Raw genomic sequence first — 21,829 nt, 5'->3', positions numbered from 1 at the left:
GGTTTCATGTCGCCAACCCAGTTCATGCAAGACTGGCTTGTGGCTCAGCGGACAAGGGATGCGGCTGCATAACCCGTGACCTCTGGAAGGCGAAAAACCGGGGGAACCTCAGTCCAATCATCGCCACCACGGCTTGCTCGCACGCTTTAAGGCCCGTCACCGACTGATCGAACTGGTCTTCCAGTTTGCCGAAACTCCCGTAGCGGTACGCGGCATCGCTTTCAATGTGCATGCTATTGGCCTTGATGTCGTAGCCGCAAGCGTTGATATCGGCGGGGACACACGCGAGCTTTAGGAATGTAGCTTCCGCCTAGGACCTAGGTCCGATTGACTGGGCGTCCACACGTGGCACCCTTCGGCAAAGCCATCCTTCGGCTCATAACAGGGGAACCCGATGCGCGCCTGCCGATATGTGGTCCTTTGCGCTTTGCCCTTCTTGATCGTTGGCTGCAACACACCGCCGATCCCACCGGGCAAGCCGGTTGATATCCCGACCGCCCTCGAGCAGATTCTCACGGGCCTGTGCAATTTCAGGAAAGAACAAGCCGACCGGAAGCCGGATATGGGCGCCGCAATCGACTCGGTCACCGTGGAACTCGACCTGACCGTCGACGGGGCAAGGAATCCCCCTGTGGCGGTCGCGCCGGATATCCAGTTCATTCCCACGGTGAGCTATGGGCAGATCATCACGGCGAACAGGGGCAGCCGGCTTACGCTTACCCTGAAAAACACCGGCACCCACGGCGGTTGCGACGTCATGACGTCAGCGAAATAGCGACTATTCTCACTCGCCGCAACCGGGCGCCAGATCGCCGCCGGGAAACCGGCTCTATAGGACCATCGGCCAATATTCAGCCTGTGTGGTTGTGACATGATGGGAATGAGCGGAACACTCGCCCTGGCGCCATGCGTATTGTTCATACGTTGCTGATCATCCTGGCTTTCGGCATGGGTATTGCCGGCCGGCAGGCAGATTGCCTTGCGGCCCAGGGAACGCCTGCGCAAGCCGTTGCGTCACAGGCCGCGGCAACAGCGCCAGCCAGTGCTCCAGCGCCGCCTGCTGACGCCGCAGCCCGCCGGCTCACCCTCGCGAACCAGCCTAAGTTTGGCGATTTCGACGCCATGCTCAACCGCCGGTTGATCCGCGTACTGGTGCCGTACAGCAGGACACTCTATTTCAACGAACTCGGTCATGAGCGCGGGCTGACCGCCGGGCTCATGCGCGACTTCGAGCGCTACCTGAACAAGACGTACCAGAGCAGCCTCGGCAAACGTCCATTGACGCTCGTGATGATCCCGACGACACGCGATCAGCTTATTCCTGGTCTCCTTGCCGGGAAAGGCGACATCGCCGCCGGCAATCTGACCGCCACGGAACCGCGGCTGAAGCAGGTCGACTTCGTCGCGCCGCGAGACCGCAAGGCGGTTCGCGAACTGGTTGTCACCGGTCCGAAGTCACCCGCGCTCGCCAAACTCGACGACCTGAGCGGCAAGACCGTGCACGTACGCGCGAGCAGCAGCTACTTCGAGAGCCTGAGCGCCCTGAACGCACGCTTCAAAAAAGACGGCAAGCCGCCGATGAAGCTGGTGATGCTGCCCGACGCGCTCGAGGACGAGGACGCCATGGAGATGCTCAATGTCGGGCTGGTCCAGATCCTCGTCGTCGACGACTGGAAGGCGAAATTCTGGGCGCAGGTGCTGCCGGGCATCGTTGTGCACGACAACATGTCTGTGCGCGACGCCGGCTACATCGGCTGGGCGATTCGCAAGCAGAGTCCCAAACTCCAGCAGGCCATCAACGACTTCTACGTTGGCTACGTGAAAAAGCAGAGCGTGGCGGAAGTGCGCCTGCAACAGGAACTGCAGCGCGTCAAGCAGATCACCAGCAATACCGAGGAAGCAGAACTGAAGCGCTTCACGCAAACGGTCGGCCTCTTCGAAAAGTACGGTGCGCAATATCACTTCGATCCATTGATGCTTGCCGCGCAGGGATTCCAGGAATCGCAGCTCAACCAAAGTGCCCGCAGTCACGTTGGGGCGATCGGCATCATGCAGCTCATGCCGGCAACCGGGAAGGAACTGGCTGTCGGCGACATCCGCGTGACGGAATCGAACATCCATGCCGGCGCGAAATACCTGGATCGCCTGATGTCCCGCTATTTCCCCGATGCGCATTTTTCCGACTCGGACCGCGCGCTCTTCGCGTTCGCGAGCTACAACGCGGGTCCGGCGAGGATCGCGAAGATGCGCAAAGAAGCAGCCGACCGGGGACTCTCACCCGACAAATGGTTCAACAACGTCGAGATCGTGGTTGGCGAGAAAATCGGGATCGAGACGACCACTTACGTGCGCAATATCTACAAGTACTACGCCGCCTACCGGCTCGTTCAGCAAGCGCAGGCTGCGCGCGATCGCGCCATCGGACAAGTGCGCAAGCAGGGCTGAGGCGTGCCTTAAGCGTCAAGCGTCCAGTTTCGCGAGATGAAGCTCGCAACCTGATCCAACGCGTACCGGGCGCTCGCCAGCTCATGGGTGGATCGCTGGAACACGTGGTGCAGTCCTTCGTAGACTTCCAGTTGCACCGTGTTGCCCTGCTCCGCCGCAGCCGTCGCATAACGCCGCGCGTCGTCGAGCAGGAGTTCGTCCGTGCCCACCTGGAGCGCGATGGGCGGCAGGTGTTTCGCAATGGCATGCAGTGGCGACGCGCGTCCATCTGTGGGATCGGCAGCGCCAAGATACGCCGCGGCGGCATTGGCGAGCACGGGCCGCGTCAAGACGGGGTCCTGGGTCGCTTCGCTATGGAACGACGGCCCCGTGAACGCAAGATCGACCCACGGCGAGAAAGCGGCCACACTCGCGATGGTCAACGCCCGCCGCTCCTCGACGCCCACAACCGCAAGCGCAAGGCCGCCGCCCGCAGAATCGCCAACGAGGGCGACCTCGCGTATGCCGCAGTTCGCGAACCACCGCAGCGCGGCAAGCACGGCATCGTACGCCGCGGGAAACGGATGCTCGGGCGCAAGCGGATAGTCGAGAACAAAGGTGTCAACGCCAGCGCGCACCGCGATCTGACTCGCAAAACCGCGATACCCGCTCGCAGACCCGAGCACAAAGGCGCCGCCGTGCAGGAACAGGATCGCGCGGCGGGCAGGCGCGGATGGCGGCCGAATCCACCACCCTTTTGCGTCCGCGTGGTCGATGCGCTCGAGGCCTACGCCATCCGCCACCGGCGTCTGCGCGGTCATGGCGTCGTACGCCTCACGCATCGTTCCACTGAATTCGTTGAAATGCCGTTGCGAGCGCGCGATCGCGGCGCTCGCTGCGTCACGGTCGCTGTCGCTCAGGCTGTGCCGCATTTCGATCAGGTTTGCGCGTTGTCCGATGCTCATCATGGCTCCTTCGTTGCGTGAATGCGTGGTCGATGGGCATGACGATATCGATTCCAATCAGGCCATGGAAGAAGGCCAAGTGGAATAGAATCCATTCCATCCAGGAAGTTTTGGGGAAGAAGAGATGGACCGGCTCGATGCGCTCAAACTTTTCATCCGCATCGTCGAAAGCGGAAGTTTCGCTGCGGCGGCGCGCGACATTGGCGTGGGCCAGCCTGCGGTCAGCAAGCAGATCGCGTCGCTCGAGCGCTATCTTGGCGCTCAACTGGTCAGACGCACATCGCGCAGCATGACGCTCACCGCGACCGGTCAGTCGGTCTATGAAGCGGGCTTGCGCATCATCGGCGACTTCACCGAGCTCGAGGCTTCCGTCGGGCACGGCCAGGTGTCCCCGAGCGGGCTGATTCGCGTCACCGTGCCGCCGGTTTTTGGCCGGCTGTATATCGTGCCGCGCCTGCCGGTGTTTTTCTCCCGATATCCGCAGGTGTGCGTGGACCTTTCCGCAACGGAGCGAAACGTCAATCTCGTCGAGGAAGGCTTCGACCTTTCGATCAAAAGCGGACCGCTCGCCGACTCCTCGATGATTTCGAGGCACCTGGCCTCGACTCCGGTCGTTGTCGTCGCGACGCCGGAATACCTCGAAAAGCATGGGCGGCCCGAGTCGCCACAAGATATCGAACACCATACCTGTGTCGTTTTCGCGCCCATGCACGAGCCGCGAGCATGGCGCTTCGCGAATGTCGAAGGGCGGGGCCTGTATGTTCCGTCCGGCAATTTCCGCACCGGCGACGCGGAACAGATTCGCGCTGCAGTCCTCGCCCATATGGGGTTGGTGCAGGCGCCCGGCTGGCTCTTCGCAGCGGAGATTGCGAGCGGTGCGGTCGTCAGCGTGCTGGAGGATTTCGCGCCGCCGTCGTTGCCCGTCCACGGCGTGCATCCCTCAGGCAGGCGGCTGCCGAACAAGACCCGCGTGTTTCTCGACTTCGTGGCCGAAATCCTCGCGGCTGATCCGCGCCCGGCTTTTGTTCCGGTCTGATGTCTTGCCGCGCAGGCGCGGAACGGCGCTTGCTGGGACGAGTGGGTCACTGACTAAGGAGAGCCAAAATGCCCGAGAAGAAAACGATCGAGCGTGCGCGCGCGGACAAGCGCGCGGGCAAATCCGCAAGCACCCAGGCCGGCGAATTCGTGAAGGAGGAATTCGATCGCGTGCGCGAGGGCAAACATGGCGTGCGCTCCGCGAAGCAGGCCGTGGCGATCGGCCTCTCGAAGGCGCGCCGCGCCGGTGTAGACCTGAAGCCGCCGGCGCAGGGGAAGACCAGCGAAGCGACGCGCAAGAAGGCCGCCAAGGATCTCGCGGCAGGCCACGGCGAGAAAAAGACCCGCGCGGGCACGGAATCGAAGGCCAAACGTTCGCGCGCAACAACGCAAGTGCTCAAGCGCGAGAGTAAGGCAGGGGCATCGCCGCAAGCCGTGTCGAAGCAGGCGAAGACCGCGGCGGCGCGCCGCCCTGCGGCAAGCCGTTCGGCGGCCGCGAAAAAGGCTGCGCAGACCAAGGGCGCCGCGGGCCGTTCCGCCGCGGCAAAAAAGGCCGCGAAGACACGCGCCGCACGCGCGCACACACGCCACTAGCGCGACGCAGGCTCGGCTCAGGCGGCCAGGCTTGCACGCGGGGTTATGAGACTATGTGCCTCATCGCCCCGCACACGCATGCCACAACTCCGCCGATGTCCTCTCCCGCCCTGCTGCTCGAAAACATCCTGCGCGACGTCCCCCGTCGTTATCGCTTACCGCAAGATGTTGCGGCGTCAGGGATGCAGCTTCGAAATGCGAGTCCGGCCTGCGCACTGGCGCTCGTCATTGAACAAGTGCGAGAAGCCACGGCGCACGGCGCAACACCCAACCCGACGCTCAAGCCGCGCTTTATCGAGGCGCTCGGCGCCATGATCGCCGAGGCAATACGCGCCGATTCCGGGGACCGGGCCTACCAGGCGATGGTTCTGCGGCATCGCGCCCCTCAAGTTCGCGAGTTTGCGTCGCTTTCGGCGCAGGCCGACCAGGACCGCCGGCAGATCCATGCCGCAGTCAATGCGATCGCGCATCCGGCCAGGCAGCAGCGCGCCCCGCAAGCGTGGCTGCGCGAAGCACTCGCGCAGTTGCATTCGTCCGCGTCTTCTGCGCACCACGAGGCGCACTACGCTGGGCTAGACGATACGTTGCGAACCCTTCTCACCGCGCCGGAGCTTGCGGCAAAGGACGCGGATTTCGAGCACGCGCTGGCTGATCTGCTGGACAGTCCGGCACTCGCGCGCTTGTGCCGGCTCGAAGCCCTGGCGTCGGAACCACTCGTACAGCAGTACGTATCATTACTGGATGCCTATGGTCCACGGCCGGGTACGCCGGCGGCCTTGGCGCAAGGCCGGGCGTCGCAGCGGCGCGGCGCTGCTGTCGAAGCGCTGGCCGTACACGCGCTCGAAGCACTGGCTCAACGGCTCAACGCAGCGCAGGAGAACCCGCAGGCTTACCGTGTCGTGAGTTCGATGCGCGTTCCGGCCTCGATACCGGGCAAGCACGAGCGCGCAAAAACGGAATGGGACGTGGTCCTCCTGGAGCGGCTGCACGCGAAGACCCTCGATACCGCGCCGGTCTGGAACGTGCGCCTGCTCGTCGAAGCGAAGTCATCCGTCGAGTCCGCAACGACCGACCTCCCGCGGCTCATGCGCGGTTTGCGACTGCTCGCGCACGCCGAAGACAACGTCGTGTACACGTTCGAGACGCATCAGGGCCCTGTGCAGTTGAACGGCGCATCGCTACGCGCGCAAGGCACCGAAGAGTCCGGCTTGATGAAAGCCATTCTCTACTGCTGCGACGCGCCTGCCGAAAGCGCCCCGCGAATGCTCAATGCCGCGAGCCGCATGCAGCTTCTATCGGCACAGGCGAGCCTTGAATTCGCCAATGCCCAGCGGGACGGGCAACGTGCAGATCCGGAAATACTGGATGCGGTCTGGCAGCAACTCACCCAATCGCCGCGCTGGCATGCCGTGCTTCACCAATACGCGATGCTGCGCCTCGTGCGCGAATTGATGGTGCATCCCGACGACCTGATGGCCACGATTCGCGATGCAATGGGACGTTCCCAGTGCACGACAAACGAACAGACTCGTTGAGCGCACGCGCCTGCCCTGCCACTTCCCCGCTCGCTCACCTTAGGGCAGCAGCGGATATTTCGACGTAACAGCAGAAACAGACGAATTGGCGCGTTGTCGATATGAACAACTAAGCAAATCATAATTCGTTGGTTTGCCTGTAACCCTTGCAGATCGACAATCATCGAGCATCGTCCATTCACTCAACTACCCTGCTCGTTGCCGAGCCTGAGCCCATGAAGGCGTTCTCCTCGAATATCCGTCGGCGCCGTGCCGGAACCCTCCTGCTTACCGCGTGCGCTGCCGCCGCCCTGATTCTCCAAAGCGGCTGCAAGCCGCATGAAGATCAGGCGCAAGACACGGCCGCATCGAAAAGCCAGGCGTCGGCGCAGCAGGAAATCACGTATTTCAAGTATCCCGACAATCCCGCGTTCGATCTTGTCTATCTCGCTGACAAGCTGGGCTATTTCGACAACACGAGCACGCGACCCAAATATGTCGGCAAGATCTCCGCGCCGCAGATCATTCCGCTCGTGGGCACCGGCGATATTGATTTCGGCACGCGCATGGTGCCGCTCGTCATCTCCGCGATTGCCAGCGGCGCGGATATCAAGGTCATTTCCGCGGGCGGCGAAACGCTGCCCGACGCGCCGCACATGAAGTATTTCGTGCGCAAGGATTCGGGAATTCTCGGGCCGAAGGACTTTGAAGGTAAAACAGTGGCGTTCAACAGCTTCGGCGCGTGCGCGGAGTTCGTCACCAAAAAGTATCTGGCGCAGCACGGCGTGAATGTCTCGAAGGTCAACTGGCTCGTCGTGCCTGACAATCAGTCCGAGCAGGCGCTCGTCACGAAAAACGTGGATGTTGCGATCATTCATCCGCCCTTTTCCGGCTCGGCCGAAGCCGATCCGCAATTGCGCAAGCTGTGGAGCGACTGGGACGAAGACCACGGTCTTGGCGGCATGGCGCCCTATAGCGTGAACGGCGCGTTCGCGCGCGCCCACCCGCAGGCGGTGCGCGACTTCGTCACCGCCATCGCGAAGGCGGGCAACTGGGTCAACGCGCATCCCGACGAAGCGCGCAAGCTCACGGCCGAGCGGCTTGGTATCGACGTCCGGCTCGTGGAGCGCTATGCCTACGTGAAGGACCTCGTGGTCACGGAGCCGCCCATCCAGTACTACATCGACATCCTTGAACAGGCCGGCAAGATTCCGAAGGGCAAGGTCAACGTCAAGGATGTCTACACGAACGACTTCAATCCGTTTGCGAAGCACGAGGCCCAGGCCAGTGTGACGACATCGCCGAACGGAACACGCTCGTGAGCACGACGACCGCGCTACGCGAGAAGATCGTCACGCGCGATCTCTCGCTCACTTATAGCAACGTGCAAACGGACACGCACCATACGGTGCTCAAGCGTTTCGATCTCGCCGTGCGCGAAGGCGAATTCATTTCGCTGCTGGGTCCAAGCGGGTGCGGCAAGTCGACGTTCCTGAACGTGCTCGCCGGCCTCACGCCGCCAACCTCGGGCGATATTCGCGTGGACGGGGAGCCCGTGAGCGCCGTGCGGCAAAAACTCGGCTTCGTGTTCCAGGGCTATGCGCTCTTTCCGTGGCGCACCGTGCGCAGGAACGTGGAAGCGGGGCTGGAAATTCGCGGCATGAAGCGCGCCGGGCGGCGCAGCGAGGCCGAACGCTTTTTGCGCCTCGTGGGCCTGCTGGAGTTCGCCGATCACTATCCGCATCAGCTTTCCGGCGGCATGCGCCAGCGCGTGGCCATCGCACGCGCGCTTGCGTATGGCCCCGAAATTTTACTAATGGACGAACCGTTCGGCGCGCTCGACGCGCAGACGCGCGAATTGCTTCAGCAGGAATTGCTCGCGATCTGGGAGCAAAGCGCGACGACTGTCGTGTTCGTTACGCACAGCATCGACGAGGCGATCTTTCTCTCCGATCGCATCGCCATACTCGGCCGTGGCCCCGGGCGCGTGAAAGAGATCATCGACGTCGATCTGCCGCGCCCGCGTGACGCCGCGTTGCGTCACTCGCCGGCGTTCATCGCGTTGCGGCAGCGCGCATGGGAAAGCCTCAGCACGGAGCTCGACGCGCGGCGTACGGCGGAACCCGAAGCGCACGCAGTGACTGGAGCCCATCATGTCTGATTCGATGTCCGACCCAGGCGCGGTCCGCCAATCGCCCGCTCTTCTGCCTCGCGGCGCCCGGCGCGTGCGCGTTCGCTCGTCCATCGCCCGTGTTTGCGTCGGTGTCGAGCGCTCCATTGCGCTCGTCGCCTTCCTGCTGTTATGGGAGCTGCTGCCCCGGCTCGGCGTGGTCAATGCGGCTTATCTGAGCCCGCCTTCGCAGGTCGCTCTCGCGATCGCGCGGCTTTTCGAAAACGGCGACGCGTGGACGCATATCGGCGCCAGCGCCGTGCGATCCCTTAGCGGCCTGCTGCTCGCCGTGGCGGGCGGTATTGTGTGCGGCTTCCTGCTGGGCTGGTTCCGGCGCGTCGAACGTGTTGTCGACCCCGTCTTTCAACTGCTGCGGCAGGTGTCGGCCTTCGCGCTCTTTCCCGTGTTCATGCTGTTTCTCGGCATTGGCGAATCGTCGAAGATCGCCATTGTCGTGTGGGCCGCGTTCTGGCCGGTCTTGCTCAATACCATTGCGGGCGTGAAGCAGGTCGAGCGCGTGCTGATCGACTGCGCGCGCTCGATGGGCGCTTCGCAGCGCTTCATCGCGACGAAGGTGGTGTTGCCTGCAGCGCTGCCACAGATCCTCACGGGCGTGCGCCTCGCGGGCGCTTACAGCATTACCGCGCTGGTGGCGGCGGAGATGATCGGTGCGCGTTCGGGGCTCGGCTTCTATACGCTCAATTCGCAAGAGACGTTTCAGATTCCCGACATGTACGCGGGCATCGTCCTGCTCGCCATCTTTGGACTGCTGATCAATCAGAGCCTGTCGATATTGGAGCGGCAACTGCTGCGCTGGCGCGTCGGACTCGCGCAGAATGGCTAGGAACGCTCCGCTCGCCGCCTCGCCAGTTCCGCGGCGCTTGCACTGGCCGGCCACCGCGCTAGCGGCTGCGCTCACCTGTCTCGCGCTGCTCGCGTGGGCGCTGAAAAACGACTTTCCACGCAACCTTCTCGACAACGAGCGCCCTTTCGCCGCTGCGGCCGCGCGCGGCGTGCTGATCGTGGCGGTGCCGCCGCGCCCCGCGCCTACGCTTTACGTCGGCAAGGTCGACCGCACGGTCGGCGCGCCCGATCCGTTCGCGGCTGCGCTCGCTTCCGACCTCGCCCGCCGCGTGGGGCTGCCCGTGCAGTATCTGCTGGCCGAACCGGCGGCCGCGCGCGCCGCCCTGCAGTCAGGGAAGGCCGATGCCGCCATCGCCGGCCTGAGCTTCTCGCCCGACGCGCGAGTGGCGTTCGCACCGGCTTCGTACACAAGCGGCCGCGGCATGGCGCTCGTCCTGAACCACGGCAATGTGCGGGCATGGCGCGACCTGCGCGGCCGCGCGATTTGCGCGTCGCAAGGCAACCCGTATGCCGCTCGTGCGGCGCGCGAGTTCCACGCGAGTGTGCACGGTTTCGACCGGCCGCTCGATGCCCTGCTGGCGTTCCAGGCGGGCGATTGCGCCGCACTGGTCGACGACGAGTTCGTGATCGAAGGGCTGCTCAAACAGGCAGACTGGTCCTACTATCGCCCGCTGCCCGGAACGATTGCTGCGCAGGCGGCGTTCATCGCGACGCGCGCGGGCGATGCGGCAAGCGCCGTCTTTGTCGACAACACGGTGACGCAATGGCGGCGTAGCCGGTGGCTCGCGACCGTGCGCAAGGATCAGGCGATAAGCCTTGCGTTCGACATGTTCAATGCTGAAAACGATCTCTATTGCCATTAGTTACCACTAGCCGTTCCGCTTCAGTTCAGCCAGCCGAACCTGATAGCTCTTCAACAGACACGCTTTGTCACCGCACGCATTACGCGAGTTTCGAAGCCACGCCCGTTGCGCTGCTCTTAGCCGGGCTTTATTAGTCGATACCATCAGCTTCTGGTTAAAGACTTCGGCCATGGTTTTATCGATGCGGGCAAGCTCGGAATCTCCGCAAACAAGCTGTGCCTGAGCAGAGATGAGTTCGCTGCAATCGAAGCTTTGCGTCAGCGCCGCTTTCGTTGCGGGTTGCGTTTCCAGCAACCCAGGCCTGCACAGCCCTTGAAGCGAGGTGCACGCGATATTGCGCCCTACCCACGCCATGTCCGCCGCGCCGTATTGCTTGACGAAGCGATTGATGCCGGCGTGGCTCACGCCCCGTTGCATGGCGTTCGCCGCGATGATTTCGTTGCAGAGCGAGTCCTCGGCATACGTGCTCCCGGCGCGCCGATAACAGCTGTGAAAGCCGAGCTGTCCCGTGCCCACGACACTTCTACGCTCCCCCGAGGCGAACAGAATCGAAGCACATGCGGACGCGCACCTCGCATGATCCGGGACGGCCGTATATACCCTGACCTGATCCATTGCATCCACAACCCTGAAAGCCGCTTCGACATTTCCGCCCGGGCTATCAAGGACCAGGAGAACATGCCCTTCGCTATCACGGCCGGCAAGTTTGGCGGCCGCCAGAAATTTTTCGGCGTCGCCGCTCTGAATCTTTCCCTTCCCGATGATCACCTTCAGTTTTAGATCGGGTTGGTAATAGATCTTGAACTCCATTGCCCGCGATACGGCAGGGAGCATGAGCAGCGCAGCAAATAGCCACACACGCGTCAGGCTGTGCAAGGTCGGCGAACGCCACGCGCTACGCATACACGCCTCCGTGCGGCGCACGCCAGCGGACCGGAACTGGAATTGAGCGTCCCTAGAACCCGCGCCTCAGGTTCCGGTCGCGCATCGGATCAGGCGTCTTTTGCGTGAGTCGCAAGATCCCCTGATCGTCGAAGTAGAAGTGGAACATCATGTAGTCGATGTTGTTCTCGATGTAGCGGTAGGACCAGACTTCCCGCTGCATGCGCGAAAAGTATGCGGTCTCCGCGGGCCGGCCGAAATTGATCAGGACATCGTCACGTGTCCACTCGTTGACTCTGGCGCGATAGAACTCGCTCTCCTGCAAGACCTGGCGCACACTCACGACCTTGCCGCTCGCGTCGATGTCGGCCACGGTGTTCGTCGACCCCATCGGCTGGGTCGGCCACATGAGCCGTTTGCCGCCGTCCGGCAGGTTATAGGTTTCGCGCGGCGGCCCGAGACGCGCGATCAACGCGGACTGGTCAGTGCCCGGCTCGACGCTTTGCCACGGCTGGGCGCAACCGGCCACGAGCGCCATCGCGGCGGCAAGCCACGCGCGCTTCACGTTGTTGGACAGCGTCCCCATTCACGCCCCCTTGAGCCGCGAACCTGGCGAACAACACGTGCAGATCATGCCGGGCGTGGCCGATGCGGACAATCGGACCATGGTCCTACCGGCAAGCCATCGGTGGCGGGAGTATGCTTCGATGTGATGTTCGGGCTCCAGAATATCGGAGGCGCGCCGCGCGTGCCCTTCCGGTCTGCGGTTCGTTTCCTAACGTTCCATACCCCCGGGGTGCGGAATGATCCAGCGCATCACGCTGATTGCGGCTTCGGTCGCCCTTGGGTGCCTCGCCACCCTCGTCCCCGTTTTCACGAGTCTTTACGTCGCGAACAAGGACGTCCAGCGGCGCGACCGTCTCGAGCTCAGCGAGTTCGCCGACAAGGCGGTGATGCGCACGGACCTCGTCACGTACCAGGCCATCGCCGCCCTTTCCGACCTGGACCGGGAACCGGGCGCGCCCTGCTCGCCGTCCAACCTCGAACAGGCCGCGCGTGTCATCTACAACTACCGCTATGTTCAGGATGCCGGCACCTACGCCGATGGGCATTATCTCTGCTCTCCGCTGCTTGGCGACGTGCGCAACCAGGATCTCACGCTGCCGCCGCCCGACTATCGCAGCAACGACGGCTACCTGGTGTGGTTCGAGCAGAAGAGCCCGCTAAGCGACGTCCGCAAGGACATTCAGATGGGCCGCGATGGCCACTACGTTTCCATCGATCCGGGCTCCTACGTCGATCTCATCGATCCGGCGAGACGCCCCATCGCCGTGGTCCAGATTACGACGGGCAGGCTGCTCGCCATCTCGGCTGGCGCGGATCCCGACGACATGCTCAATGCGTGGAAGCACAGCGGCAACGTGAAGAGCGACGAGTGGAATTACGCTGTCGCCCATTCGTCGACACGGCCGCTCGGCGTCGTGGTGATGTCGCCGCGCAGCAGCGTCGCGGGCGACTGGCCCAAACTGCTCGCCGCGTGGCTGACCATCGGCGTGTTCGCGGGCGCCGCGCTGGGCTGGCTCGCCTACAAGCGCGTTTCGCGGCAACTCTCGTTTCCCGCGACGCTGCACTGGGCCATTTCCCGGCGCAAGATCGACGTAGTTTTCCAGCCCATCGTGCGGCTCGCCGACAACCAGTGCGCCGGCGCCGAAGCGCTGGTGCGCTGGACGCTGAACGGACGCGCCATCTCGCCCGAGGTCTTCGTGCGCGTGGCCGAAGACAATCACCTCATTCAGCCTTTGACCGATCTCGTGCTCGAAAAGACCATCGCGCAACTCGGGAAATTGCTCACGGCGAATCCTTCGTTTTATGTCTCGATCAACGTGAGCGGCGAGGATCTGCAGAGCTTCCGCTTTCTGAACCTCCTTACCGCGTCGCTCAATGGAACCGGCATCGCGCCCGCGCAAATCCGCATCGAGGCGACGGAGCGCAGCTTCATGAACGCAGAAGCCACGCGCGGTTTCATTGCGGCGTTCCGGGCCGCCGGTCATCCCATCTATATCGACGATTTTGGCACCGGCTACTCGAGCCTCTCGTATCTGCAGACCTTCGAGGTCGACGTGCTGAAGATCGACAAGTCGTTCGTCGATACGATTGTCCAGGACACCGCCTCGAGTGTCGTCGCGCCGCACATCATTTCGATGGCCCATGAGTTGGGCCTGCAAATCGTCGCCGAGGGCGTGGAGTCGGGCGCACAGGTGACGTGGCTGCGCGATAAAGGCGTCCAGTATGGCCAGGGCTGGTACTACGCGAAGGCGATGTCCGCCGGCGATCTCGCGAAATGGCTGGGCAAGCATCGCATGCCGCGCGAGGCGAACAGCATGCCGGCGATGTAAGCGAAGCAAAAAGCGGCTTAATGCGCGAATCTGAATACCGAAACGGCCTGCTGCAACTGCGCCGCCTGATCGGCCATCGAGCTTGCAGCGGCGGCCGCCTGTTCGACCAGGGCCGCGTTTTGCTGCGTGACCTGGTCCATTTGCGCGACCGCGCGATTGACCTGCTCGATGCCCGTGCTTTGCTCGCCCGAGGCGGCGACGATCTCGCCCATGATGTCGGTGACGCGCTGCACCGCCGCCGTCACTTCGACCATCGTCGAGCCCGCGCGCTGCGCCAGCGTTGCGCCGTTTGCGACACCCGCCGTCGAGGCTTCAATCAGCGCCTTGATCTCCCGCGCCGAAGCCGCGCTGCGCTGCGCGAGCGCGCGCACCTCGCCCGCGACGACCGCAAAGCCGCGCCCTTGCTCGCCGGCGCGCGCCGATTCTACGGCGGCGTTGAGCGCGAGAATATTGGTCTGGAACGCGATTTTTTCGATCGTCGCGATGATATCGGTCATGCGCTTCGCGTCCTGCGCCACCTCGTTCATTGTTCTCGCCACTTCGCTCACCAACTCGCTGCCGCGCGCCGCAACCTCCGAAGCGCCGCGGGCGAGTCCGCCCACTTGTCTAGCGTTCCCGGCATTCTGCCGCACGGTCGAAGTCAGTTGCTCCATGCTCGTCGCGGTTTCGCCGAGCGACGCCGCCTGCTCTTCGGTGCGTTGCGAGAGGTCGGTGTTGCCCTGCGAGATTTCGCGGGCAGCGAGAAGAATGGAGCCGCTCGAGTCATGAATGTTGGCCACGATGCCCGCGAGCTGCACACGCATCTCGCCCAGCGCGTGTAGCAGGCTGCTCGAATCGCCGGCACGCGTTTCTATGGATACCGAAAGATCGCCGGCCGCGATACGGCCAGCAATCTCCATGGCGCGAGCGGGCTCGCAGCCCAGCTGGCGTGAAAGCCGTTGCGAAATCAACCAGGCTAGCAGCGCGCCGGTCGCGACCGCCCCGAGCAGAATCGCCATGATGAGGGTGCGCATGTGCTGGAATTGCGCCGTGGCTTCGGTCTGCGCGTTTTTCGCCTCGCGTTGCAGCGAATCGATCAGTGCGGTCACGCTGTCGCCCAACGCAACGCTCGCCGCAATCGCGCGGCGCACGAGTTCGGCATTGTCCACGCCTGTCGGCACCGGCTCGAAACCGATCTGCTGATGCACGATCGCCTCCCATGCCGAGGTTTTCCTGAGCACGTCGTCATAAAGGGCGCGGTCGCCAGCCGACACGCCTGCATCGGCGTAGCGATCCAGCGACTCATGCATGCGCTTGAGTTGCGCGACGATGTCTTCCTTGAGTCGATGGCGACCCGCTTCATCGGCGTAGCCCAGATTCGCTGCGTCGAGGTCCGTGCTCAGCTTGCTGCGGGCCGCCTCCTCCAGCCAGAACTGGCCGCTCATGTGCCGGTTGCAGATTGCATCGGCGAGATCGTGCATCGACGCCAGCGACGAGACGCCGGCAACACCGACGGCTACCGCAAATACGATCACAACGGCGAACGCTGTGAGCAGCTTTTTGAATACCGTCATGCGATCGAGCCACTTCATGGCTGTCCCCTTATTCGATTCCCTGTTATGTCGCTCGCGTCGAGAGCATGCCTCGACGCGAGCGCGGCAAGCTTGACTCAATCACCCCACCGAGGGTAGGCGGGGAACGGATATAGGGAGAATCAGTCGGCGCTTCTAGCGTCGTCAGCGGACTTCTGCTAACCAGCCAGGCGCGATTCGCTTTTAGGTGGACAAGACAACGATGTCGCGTTGCTGGGGCTCAATCGTCGTTGCGTGCACGGCGCAACGCGGGGATGTCCGAAAGCCGCATGCCAGCGGGCAGAAGTGGATGCTTCGCCTGCCCCACGCGTTGCGCGCGGTAGATGCCCGTGTGGCCAGAAAACAGATAAGCCACCACGCAGGCCAGCGCCGCATACATGCCGATGTCGGCGCCAAACAACTCGATTGCCATGACGGTCGAAGCGACAGGCGTGTTAGCGGCGCCAGCGAATACGGCGACGAAACCGAGGCCCGCGAGCACAGGCATCGGCAACGCCAGCACATGCCCCAACGCATTGCCGAGCGTCGCGCCGATATAGAACAGCGGCGTGACTTCGCCGCCTTTGAAACCCGAGGCAAGCGTCACGACCGTGAAGCCGAACTTGCCCGCGAAGTCGTAGACGGGCAACGGATGATTGAACGACTCGACAATGGTCGGAATGCCCAAGCCGAGATATTGCGGCACGTTCAGCGCGGTTGCGACAACCGCTACGACGATGCCGCCCACGAACGGTCGCGCCGGCGCGTAGGCAATCTTGCGCTTGATGAACGCCGAGAGCGCGTGCGTCGAGTCGGCGAACAGCATGCCCACCACGCCGAACGCGATGCCCGCGAGGATGACCGATGCAAGACCGAGCGGCGAGACGGGCGGAACGAACGCAATGCTGTAGACCGTGTGATGGATGCCCCAAACACGGCACACCTGGTCCGCGACCAGCGACGACGCCACGCAGGTGAGCAACGCGTCATAACGCAGGCGCCCGATTGCGAGCACTTCCAGCCCGAAGATCGCGCCAGCCAACGGCGTGCCGAACACGGACGAGAAGCCCGCGGCGATGCCGCCCATCAGCAGGATGCGGCGGTCTTCCCGGTCGAGGCCGAAGAGACGCGTCACCTGGTCGGCGAGCGCGCCGCCCATCTGCACGGCCGTGCCCTCGCGCCCGGCCGAGCCGCCGAACAGATGCGTGACCACGGTGGCGACGAGCACGAGCGGCGCCATCCGCTTGGGCACGATTTTTCGGGGGTCGTGGATTTCGTCGATCAGCAGGTTGTTCCCGCCTTCTACCGGCTTGCCGACACGGTGATAGACCCAGCCGGTCACGAAGCCGGCAACGGGCAACAGCCAGAGCAGCCAGGCGTGGGCGACGCGGATATCGGTCGCGCGATCGAGCGCATAGAGGAACACGGCGGATGCGCTGCCCGCCAGGGCACCAAGGACGGACGAGAGCAGCAGCCAGCGCGCGAGGTACGGAACCATCGCGAACGGCTCGATAGACTTCAGGGGTTTCATTGCGGTCCAGGTTTGCGTCGCGTTTGCGTCGCATTTGCGTACCTGGGCGACAGGGGGCGTCGCGTGGACGGCCTACGACCTCCTGCACCCAGGAACTCGTAGGCATCATCAGCGCTGCGGGAATGCAGGGCGGTTACGGGAGGAATGCCATCTCCGAAAGCCCGGCGATTCTATGCGACAACTTAGGGCACTGCAACAGGATCGTCGCCACGCTCGCTAACCTGTGAGCCTCAGTTTCCAGCCTGCGCGCGAGCCGGTATGAGCTTGAGTATATGAACGGCGGGACCCGGCACGAACGGCGCAGCGTCGCCATGCACCCATGTTTCATGTCCCGCAAGGAAATACGGCGACATGGGATTGCCCGACTGGCCGCCCGGCATCTCGAAGATACCGTCCTGCTCGCGCCCGGGCGACACCGCAAAACGCTCGGACGCGCCAAACACCGGCGTCTGCACGCGCGGCATATTGATGTCGCCCGGCAGCGGGTCGTGCGGCGCGCTGAGCCAGCCGCGAACCCACGGCAGCCACTCCGGCACCATGCGCGCGAACGGATGCGCAATTGCCGACCGGTTGCGCTCGCCCCAGCGCGCGTCTTCGAGCTTCGTGCCCTTGGGAAAGCGTTCGATCGTGTGGTCGATGCGCTCCAGCATGAACGCGCGCCAGTCCGCGAAACCACCCGGTATCCAGGCGTGATGGTCGGCGAGTGTCTCCATGGTCGCTTCGTAACGCGAGTTCGCCGCGCGATAGCTCAGGTCCGGCGCAATCGCGGCCATCTGCTTGTCCAGTACACCGAACCATGATTCGTAGAGCGAATCGTAGAACGCGCGCACCAGCCGGTAGCCGACTGCATCGACATCGGCGCAGCCATCCCACGCTTGAACCAGCCGCTGGAATTCGGCGCGTTTGGGATGGCCGTCGAGTGCGCGCGCATCGAGCGGCGCTAGCGCGACGCGTCGCCAGTACGCGATCCAGAACGCGCGGTCGTCGGTCTGCACTGCGAGCAGGTCGCGCTCGGTCGCATGCGGCAGCGCAAGCAGGTCGTTACGTATCTGCGTTGCGCGCGCGCCGAGATCCGTGCCGGAGTCGCCGATGCGCGCCACGTCCTCCAGCGGCAGGGTACGGTTGTTCGCGGTCCAGATGCGGCCGGCTGGCGGATCGACGCGCGCCGGATACGCATCGGGCGGGCGATACCCTTGCCAGCCGGCATACGTTTCGGAGCGGTACGGCAAGCTCGCGAGCGCTGCCGCATCACCGTCGGCGTCCGCGAAGCGTGGCAGCGGCCCGGCGAGCGTCCAGCCGATATGGCCTTGCGCGTCGGCCACCATGAAGTTCTGCGTCGGCATGCCGAAGGTCTGCGCGGCGCGCAACGCGTCGGCGACGTTCGTGGCGCCTTCGAGCCGCATGAAGTTCATATTGGTCGCCTGGGGATCTTGCGCGACCCAATGCAATGCATACGCGTGTTCGCCGGCCACGAGTTGCGGCCCCCAGCGCGTTTGCACGACTGGCAGATCAACGCTCGCGCCGCCGTTCACGTCGAGGCGCTCGTGGATCACCCGCGCCCTCTCCCATCCGCCGCCCGGCACCCGGTAGCGCAATGGATCGGCCGGATCGCGTTGAAGTTCGACCAGATCGACGAAGCGCCCATAGCTGTTGGTAAAGCCCCACGCGATATGGCCATTGCTGCCGGCCACCACGGACGGCGTACCCGGCAAACTAACACCCGTGATACGCCGCTCGCCGCCATCGGGCGCGGGATAGACGAGCGAGATGCGGTACCAGACGTTCGGCAGCGACAGGCCGAGGTGCATGTCGCTCGCGAGCAGCGCGCCGCCGTGTGCACTATGCGCGCTGTCGACCGCGAACCCGTTGCTGCCGACCATCGAATCGACCGCGCTCTCACTGCCGGCGAAACCGGGCACGCTGCTGAGCAGCGCTGTGGCATCCGGTTCGACATCGACGGCGGACTGCGTTGCCGGGAGCCATGATGGGGGCGCTGCGGGCAGCGCCGCCGGCGGCTGCACCCATGCGCGCTGCCCGTCGAGCGGGGCGTCCCAGTGGCTCGTCTCAGGGAGCAGGAACGCAAGCAGTTCGGCGGGGACGCGCTCGCGTAGCGCCGCGCGCGACAGCACGCGTCTCACCTGGTCGTACTGAAGATCGAAGTACATCGCATAGACCGCGAGCACGGTGTCCTCGGGAAGCCACGGCGTCGGTTGCGTGCGCAACAACCAGTATTCGAACGGCCGCGCGCGAAGCGAGCGCAGGCCGTCGTTGACGCCCGCCGTATAGCGTTCGATCAGTTGCCGCTGGTCGGCGGAGAGCGCGGCGAGCGCCGTCTGTGCGCGTTCGCGAAAGCGCAAGGGCCGGTCGCGGCGGTCCAGAGGCAACGCCGCCGGTCCGATGAGCGCCGCCATCTCGCCAGCGGCGACCCGGCGCAACAAATCCATCTGGAAGAAACGGTCTTGCGCGTGAACGAAACCGCTCGCATACGCGACGTCGCCACGCGTGCTGCCCTGCACCGTCGGTACGCCAACCGCGTCGCGCCCGATCGTCACCGGTGCAACGAGCGGCGCGGCACGCGTGCCGTCCAGTTGCGGCAAGCTGGCGCGCAATGTCAGCCAGACCGCCAGCACCACAGCGGCCAGGACGATGACGACGGCACACAACAACATCAGCGGCCACGCGCGGCGCCGCTTTTGCGAAGAAAGGCTCGAACGGGTCATGACTGAGCATGCGGATCGATTTGTTTAGCGCTTCCTGGCGCTGCGACCGGATTGGCCGGATGCCGTACGACCATAGCATGACGATGCGACACCCTGCGGCAACTGCGCGGACGCACGGCGCTGCGCCTTTCGTTCGCGTCTTCGCTCCCCGCGCTAGCTGGGCGCGACACTCTGCCATCAGCCACCGTGCCACGCAAGGACGACAATCTTGCTATTGCGTTCTGTTCGAGATCGCACAGGGGCGACATCATGGCAAAGAAGTTTCCGATTCACCCACCGCACCCAGAGCGCTTGTGCTGGGGATGCGACCACTACTGCCCCGCCAACGACATGCGATGCGGCAACGGCCAGAGCCGCACGCAGCATCCGGCCGAACTGCTCGGCGACGACTGGCTCGAACAGGGCGACTGGGGCATCGAAGTCGACGCGTCCGGCACAAGCGTCACGCCATGACCGGCGCAATCAAATATGCATGCCGCCAGCCACCTCGATGCGCTGCGCATTCACCCAGCCAAAGTCATCCGACAATAAACCCGCGATAACGGGCCCCACGTCAGTCGGTAATCCCGCGCGGCCCAGCGCGGTATGTTCCGCCACGGCTTTGTTGACCTCCGGATTGTCCCGCACGATGCCGCCGCTAAAGTCGGTCGCAATGGCGCCTGGCGCCACGACGTTGACCGCGATTCGGCGCGGCGCGAGTTCGAGCGCCATATAGCGTGTGAGCGCTTCGACGGCCGCCTTCATCGGGCCGTAAATCGCGCGGCCCGGAAACGCGAAACGCGCAAGGCCCGAGGAGAGGTTCACGATCCGGCCGCCGTCATGAATGAGCGGCAGCAGCTTTTGCGTCAGCAGAAACGGCCCCTTGAAGTGCACCGCGAACTGCGCGTCGAGTTCCGCTTCGGTGCCGGCCGCAAGCGTGGCTGTGGAAGAAATACCGGCGTTGTTCACCAGATAGTCGAAGCCCTTCGCGTTCAGCGTTCCAAGTGCTTCTCGCAGGCGCGCGACGAAGTCGTCGAACGCGCCCGAATTCGCCATGTCCAATTGCAGCGCAATCGCCCGGCCGCCCGCTTGAGCGACCTCCGCACAGACCTTCTCTGCCTCGGCTCGATTGGTGTTGTAAGTGAAAACCGTGTGGACGCCGCGGCTTGCCAGCCGCAGAACGGTGTCGCGGCCAATGCCGCGGCTGCCTCCGGTGATGACCGCGATTTTCGCGCCCGGCTGACTGCCTTTGTTCGTTGCCATTTGGCACCTCTCGCTAGTTTGGATAGCGTCGATTCTGAGCCTGGCGCCCCCTGCGAGTGAATACCCGAATCTGCCCGATTCTTGCCTAATCCTGCTTCGCTGACTAAGATGGGTCGACGGGCGCTTTCCATCGCGCGTTCCTGATCGAGCCGCCATGACGAACGAACTGGCCGCCGCCCTGCTGCGCTATACGCAAACGCAGCCAGGCACGAGCCCATACAGCACCGCTGCCGACGGACTGCTCATTCTGCGCTCCGACCACCCCGCCCCGCCCACGTTTCGCTCGGCGCGCCCGGCTTTGTGCATCGTCGCTCAAGGCGCCAAATGGGCGAGTTTTGGTGGGGCGCAACTGGAATACCGGGCCGGTCAGGCGCTCGTGGTCGGCGTGGAAACGCCGTCGCGGGGCCGCGTGTTCGAAGCGAGCCCGGACAAACCTTGCCTGGTTCTGATTCTCGAGCTGGAGCTCGCCACGCTGCGCGCCGTAGCGAGAGAGATGTCGCCTGCGCCCGTGCCGGCGGCAGACGCAAGCCGCGGCGTGTTCGTCGCGAACTTCGATGGCCCCCTCTCCGATTGCGCGCTGCGCGCCGTGCGCCTGCTGGATACGCCCGACGCAATCGGCATGCTGTACCCCATGCTCATGCGCGAGATTTGCTACTGGCTGCTAAGGGGTCCGAATGGATCTGAAATCGCGCGGCTCGCGTCGACCGAAAGCCCGTCTCATAGTCTGCGGCGCGCAGTAGAAAATTTGCGGAAGCGGTTTGCCGAGCCCGTGCGGGTGGAAGACCTGGCGGCGCTCGCCCAGCTCAGCGCGTCGGCGTTCCACCGCCAATTCAAGGCGTTGACGGGGCTGCCGCCCCTTCAATACCAGAAGCAATTGCGGCTTCTGGAAGCCCGTAGACTGCTGCTTTCACTGTCGATGAGCGTACAGGCCGCCGCATTCGAAGTGGGTTACGAGAGCGCCTCGCAGTTCAGCCGGGAATACACGCGCATGTTTGGCGCGCCACCGAAAAAAGAGTCGAGCCAGGCGAAGGCAATGCGCGAGGCCGCGTAGGGTGCACGCGGCGCGAAAGCAATGCGTC

The 21,829-nt window shown here is 64.1% G+C and carries 20 protein-coding genes and 1 riboswitch; of the genes, 12 read left to right on the top strand and 8 right to left on the bottom strand.

Going from position 1 to position 21,829, the window contains the following annotated elements; all coding sequences use genetic code 11:
- Positions 1 to 22: 22 nt before the first annotated feature.
- Positions 23 to 232: a hypothetical protein gene (locus JMY28_RS22010; protein WP_201698023.1), complete on the bottom strand. Its 210-nt coding sequence runs from the start codon at positions 230 to 232 to the stop codon at positions 23 to 25.
- A gap of 162 nt (positions 233 to 394) precedes the next feature.
- Between JMY28_RS22010 and JMY28_RS22005 the strand changes: the two genes are divergently transcribed.
- Positions 395 to 775 (top strand): hypothetical protein, encoded by a 381-nt coding sequence (locus tag JMY28_RS22005; protein ID WP_201698022.1) that lies wholly within the window; start codon positions 395 to 397, stop codon positions 773 to 775.
- A gap of 131 nt (positions 776 to 906) precedes the next feature.
- A complete protein-coding gene (locus tag JMY28_RS22000) occupies positions 907 to 2,445 on the top strand; it encodes an MltF family protein (protein WP_201698021.1) in 1,539 nt (512 codons plus the stop codon).
- Positions 2,446 to 2,453: 8 nt separating this feature from the next.
- Here the strand turns inward: JMY28_RS22000 and JMY28_RS21995 are convergent, their stop codons facing one another.
- On the bottom strand, positions 2,454 to 3,392 hold the full coding sequence (locus JMY28_RS21995) for an alpha/beta hydrolase (RefSeq protein ID WP_236596979.1): 939 nt from the start codon (positions 3,390 to 3,392) through the stop codon (positions 2,454 to 2,456).
- Positions 3,393 to 3,513: 121 nt separating this feature from the next.
- On the opposite strand from JMY28_RS21995, the gene JMY28_RS21990 reads away from it, so the two are divergent.
- The 7 genes from JMY28_RS21990 to JMY28_RS21960 all read left to right on the top strand — a co-directional run bounded on the left by JMY28_RS21990 (position 3,514) and on the right by JMY28_RS21960 (position 10,429).
- The gene (locus tag JMY28_RS21990) at positions 3,514 to 4,425 is read left to right on the top strand and encodes a LysR family transcriptional regulator (protein WP_201698020.1); all 912 of its coding nucleotides are present in this window, start codon (positions 3,514 to 3,516) and stop codon (positions 4,423 to 4,425) included.
- 68 nt (positions 4,426 to 4,493) lie between these two features.
- The gene (locus JMY28_RS21985) at positions 4,494 to 5,018 is read left to right on the top strand and encodes a DUF6496 domain-containing protein (RefSeq protein WP_201698019.1); all 525 of its coding nucleotides are present in this window, start codon (positions 4,494 to 4,496) and stop codon (positions 5,016 to 5,018) included.
- A 95-nt stretch (positions 5,019 to 5,113) separates the two neighbouring features.
- Positions 5,114 to 6,553: a 3-deoxy-D-arabino-heptulosonate 7-phosphate synthase gene (locus JMY28_RS21980; protein ID WP_201698018.1), complete on the top strand. Its 1,440-nt coding sequence runs from the start codon at positions 5,114 to 5,116 to the stop codon at positions 6,551 to 6,553.
- Between the two features lie 215 nt (positions 6,554 to 6,768).
- Entirely contained in the window at positions 6,769 to 7,854 is a 1,086-nt protein-coding gene (locus JMY28_RS21975; RefSeq protein WP_201698017.1) for an ABC transporter substrate-binding protein, read from the top strand.
- Between the two features lie 62 nt (positions 7,855 to 7,916).
- On the top strand, positions 7,917 to 8,693 hold the full coding sequence (locus JMY28_RS21970) for an ABC transporter ATP-binding protein (RefSeq protein WP_236596986.1): 777 nt from the start codon (positions 7,917 to 7,919) through the stop codon (positions 8,691 to 8,693).
- Complete coding sequence (locus JMY28_RS21965) at positions 8,686 to 9,546, top strand: ABC transporter permease (protein ID WP_236596978.1); 861 nt, start codon at positions 8,686 to 8,688, stop codon at positions 9,544 to 9,546. Before JMY28_RS21970 ends, JMY28_RS21965 begins: the two co-directional genes overlap by 8 nt.
- Entirely contained in the window at positions 9,539 to 10,429 is an 891-nt protein-coding gene (locus tag JMY28_RS21960) for a type 2 periplasmic-binding domain-containing protein (protein WP_201698015.1), read from the top strand. The genes JMY28_RS21965 and JMY28_RS21960 overlap by 8 nt, the downstream gene beginning before the upstream one ends.
- Before the next feature lie 6 nt (positions 10,430 to 10,435).
- Here JMY28_RS21960 and JMY28_RS21955 read toward each other — a convergent pair whose 3' ends face one another.
- Positions 10,436 to 11,332 (bottom strand): lysozyme inhibitor LprI family protein, encoded by an 897-nt coding sequence (locus tag JMY28_RS21955; protein ID WP_201698014.1) that lies wholly within the window; start codon positions 11,330 to 11,332, stop codon positions 10,436 to 10,438.
- A gap of 52 nt (positions 11,333 to 11,384) precedes the next feature.
- Positions 11,385 to 11,897, bottom strand: coding sequence for a hypothetical protein (locus JMY28_RS21950; RefSeq protein WP_201698013.1), 513 nt, complete (start codon positions 11,895 to 11,897; stop codon positions 11,385 to 11,387).
- A 217-nt stretch (positions 11,898 to 12,114) separates the two neighbouring features.
- On the opposite strand from JMY28_RS21950, the gene JMY28_RS21945 reads away from it, so the two are divergent.
- A complete protein-coding gene (locus JMY28_RS21945; protein WP_201698012.1) occupies positions 12,115 to 13,707 on the top strand; it encodes an EAL domain-containing protein in 1,593 nt (530 codons plus the stop codon).
- Positions 13,708 to 13,724: 17 nt separating this feature from the next.
- On the opposite strand, the gene JMY28_RS21940 is transcribed toward JMY28_RS21945, so the two are convergent.
- From JMY28_RS21940 to JMY28_RS21930, 3 genes are all read right to left on the bottom strand, one after another.
- Complete coding sequence (locus tag JMY28_RS21940; protein WP_201698011.1) at positions 13,725 to 15,278, bottom strand: methyl-accepting chemotaxis protein; 1,554 nt, start codon at positions 15,276 to 15,278, stop codon at positions 13,725 to 13,727.
- 220 nt (positions 15,279 to 15,498) lie between these two features.
- Positions 15,499 to 16,788, bottom strand: coding sequence for a voltage-gated chloride channel family protein (locus JMY28_RS21935; RefSeq protein WP_201698010.1), 1,290 nt, complete (start codon positions 16,786 to 16,788; stop codon positions 15,499 to 15,501).
- Between the two features lie 92 nt (positions 16,789 to 16,880).
- Positions 16,881 to 16,952, bottom strand: a riboswitch (Fluoride riboswitch).
- A gap of 66 nt (positions 16,953 to 17,018) precedes the next feature.
- Positions 17,019 to 19,508 (bottom strand): penicillin acylase family protein, encoded by a 2,490-nt coding sequence (locus JMY28_RS21930; protein ID WP_201698009.1) that lies wholly within the window; start codon positions 19,506 to 19,508, stop codon positions 17,019 to 17,021.
- A 249-nt stretch (positions 19,509 to 19,757) separates the two neighbouring features.
- On the opposite strand from JMY28_RS21930, the gene JMY28_RS21925 reads away from it, so the two are divergent.
- Positions 19,758 to 19,961 (top strand): DUF3079 domain-containing protein, encoded by a 204-nt coding sequence (locus tag JMY28_RS21925; RefSeq protein WP_201698008.1) that lies wholly within the window; start codon positions 19,758 to 19,760, stop codon positions 19,959 to 19,961.
- A gap of 9 nt (positions 19,962 to 19,970) precedes the next feature.
- Here the strand turns inward: JMY28_RS21925 and JMY28_RS21920 are convergent, their stop codons facing one another.
- On the bottom strand, positions 19,971 to 20,750 hold the full coding sequence (locus JMY28_RS21920; protein ID WP_201698007.1) for an SDR family NAD(P)-dependent oxidoreductase: 780 nt from the start codon (positions 20,748 to 20,750) through the stop codon (positions 19,971 to 19,973).
- Positions 20,751 to 20,904: 154 nt separating this feature from the next.
- Here JMY28_RS21920 and JMY28_RS21915 point away from each other — a divergent pair, with 154 nt between their 5' ends.
- Positions 20,905 to 21,801 (top strand): AraC family transcriptional regulator, encoded by an 897-nt coding sequence (locus JMY28_RS21915; RefSeq protein WP_201698006.1) that lies wholly within the window; start codon positions 20,905 to 20,907, stop codon positions 21,799 to 21,801.
- Positions 21,802 to 21,829: the final 28 nt, after the last annotated feature.

This window comes from Paraburkholderia hiiakae (genome assembly GCF_904848665.1).
Lineage (GTDB): Bacteria > Pseudomonadota > Gammaproteobacteria > Burkholderiales > Burkholderiaceae > Paraburkholderia > Paraburkholderia hiiakae.
Note: the sequence above shows the minus strand (reverse complement) of the source record. Positions and strands in the feature narration are given on the sequence as shown.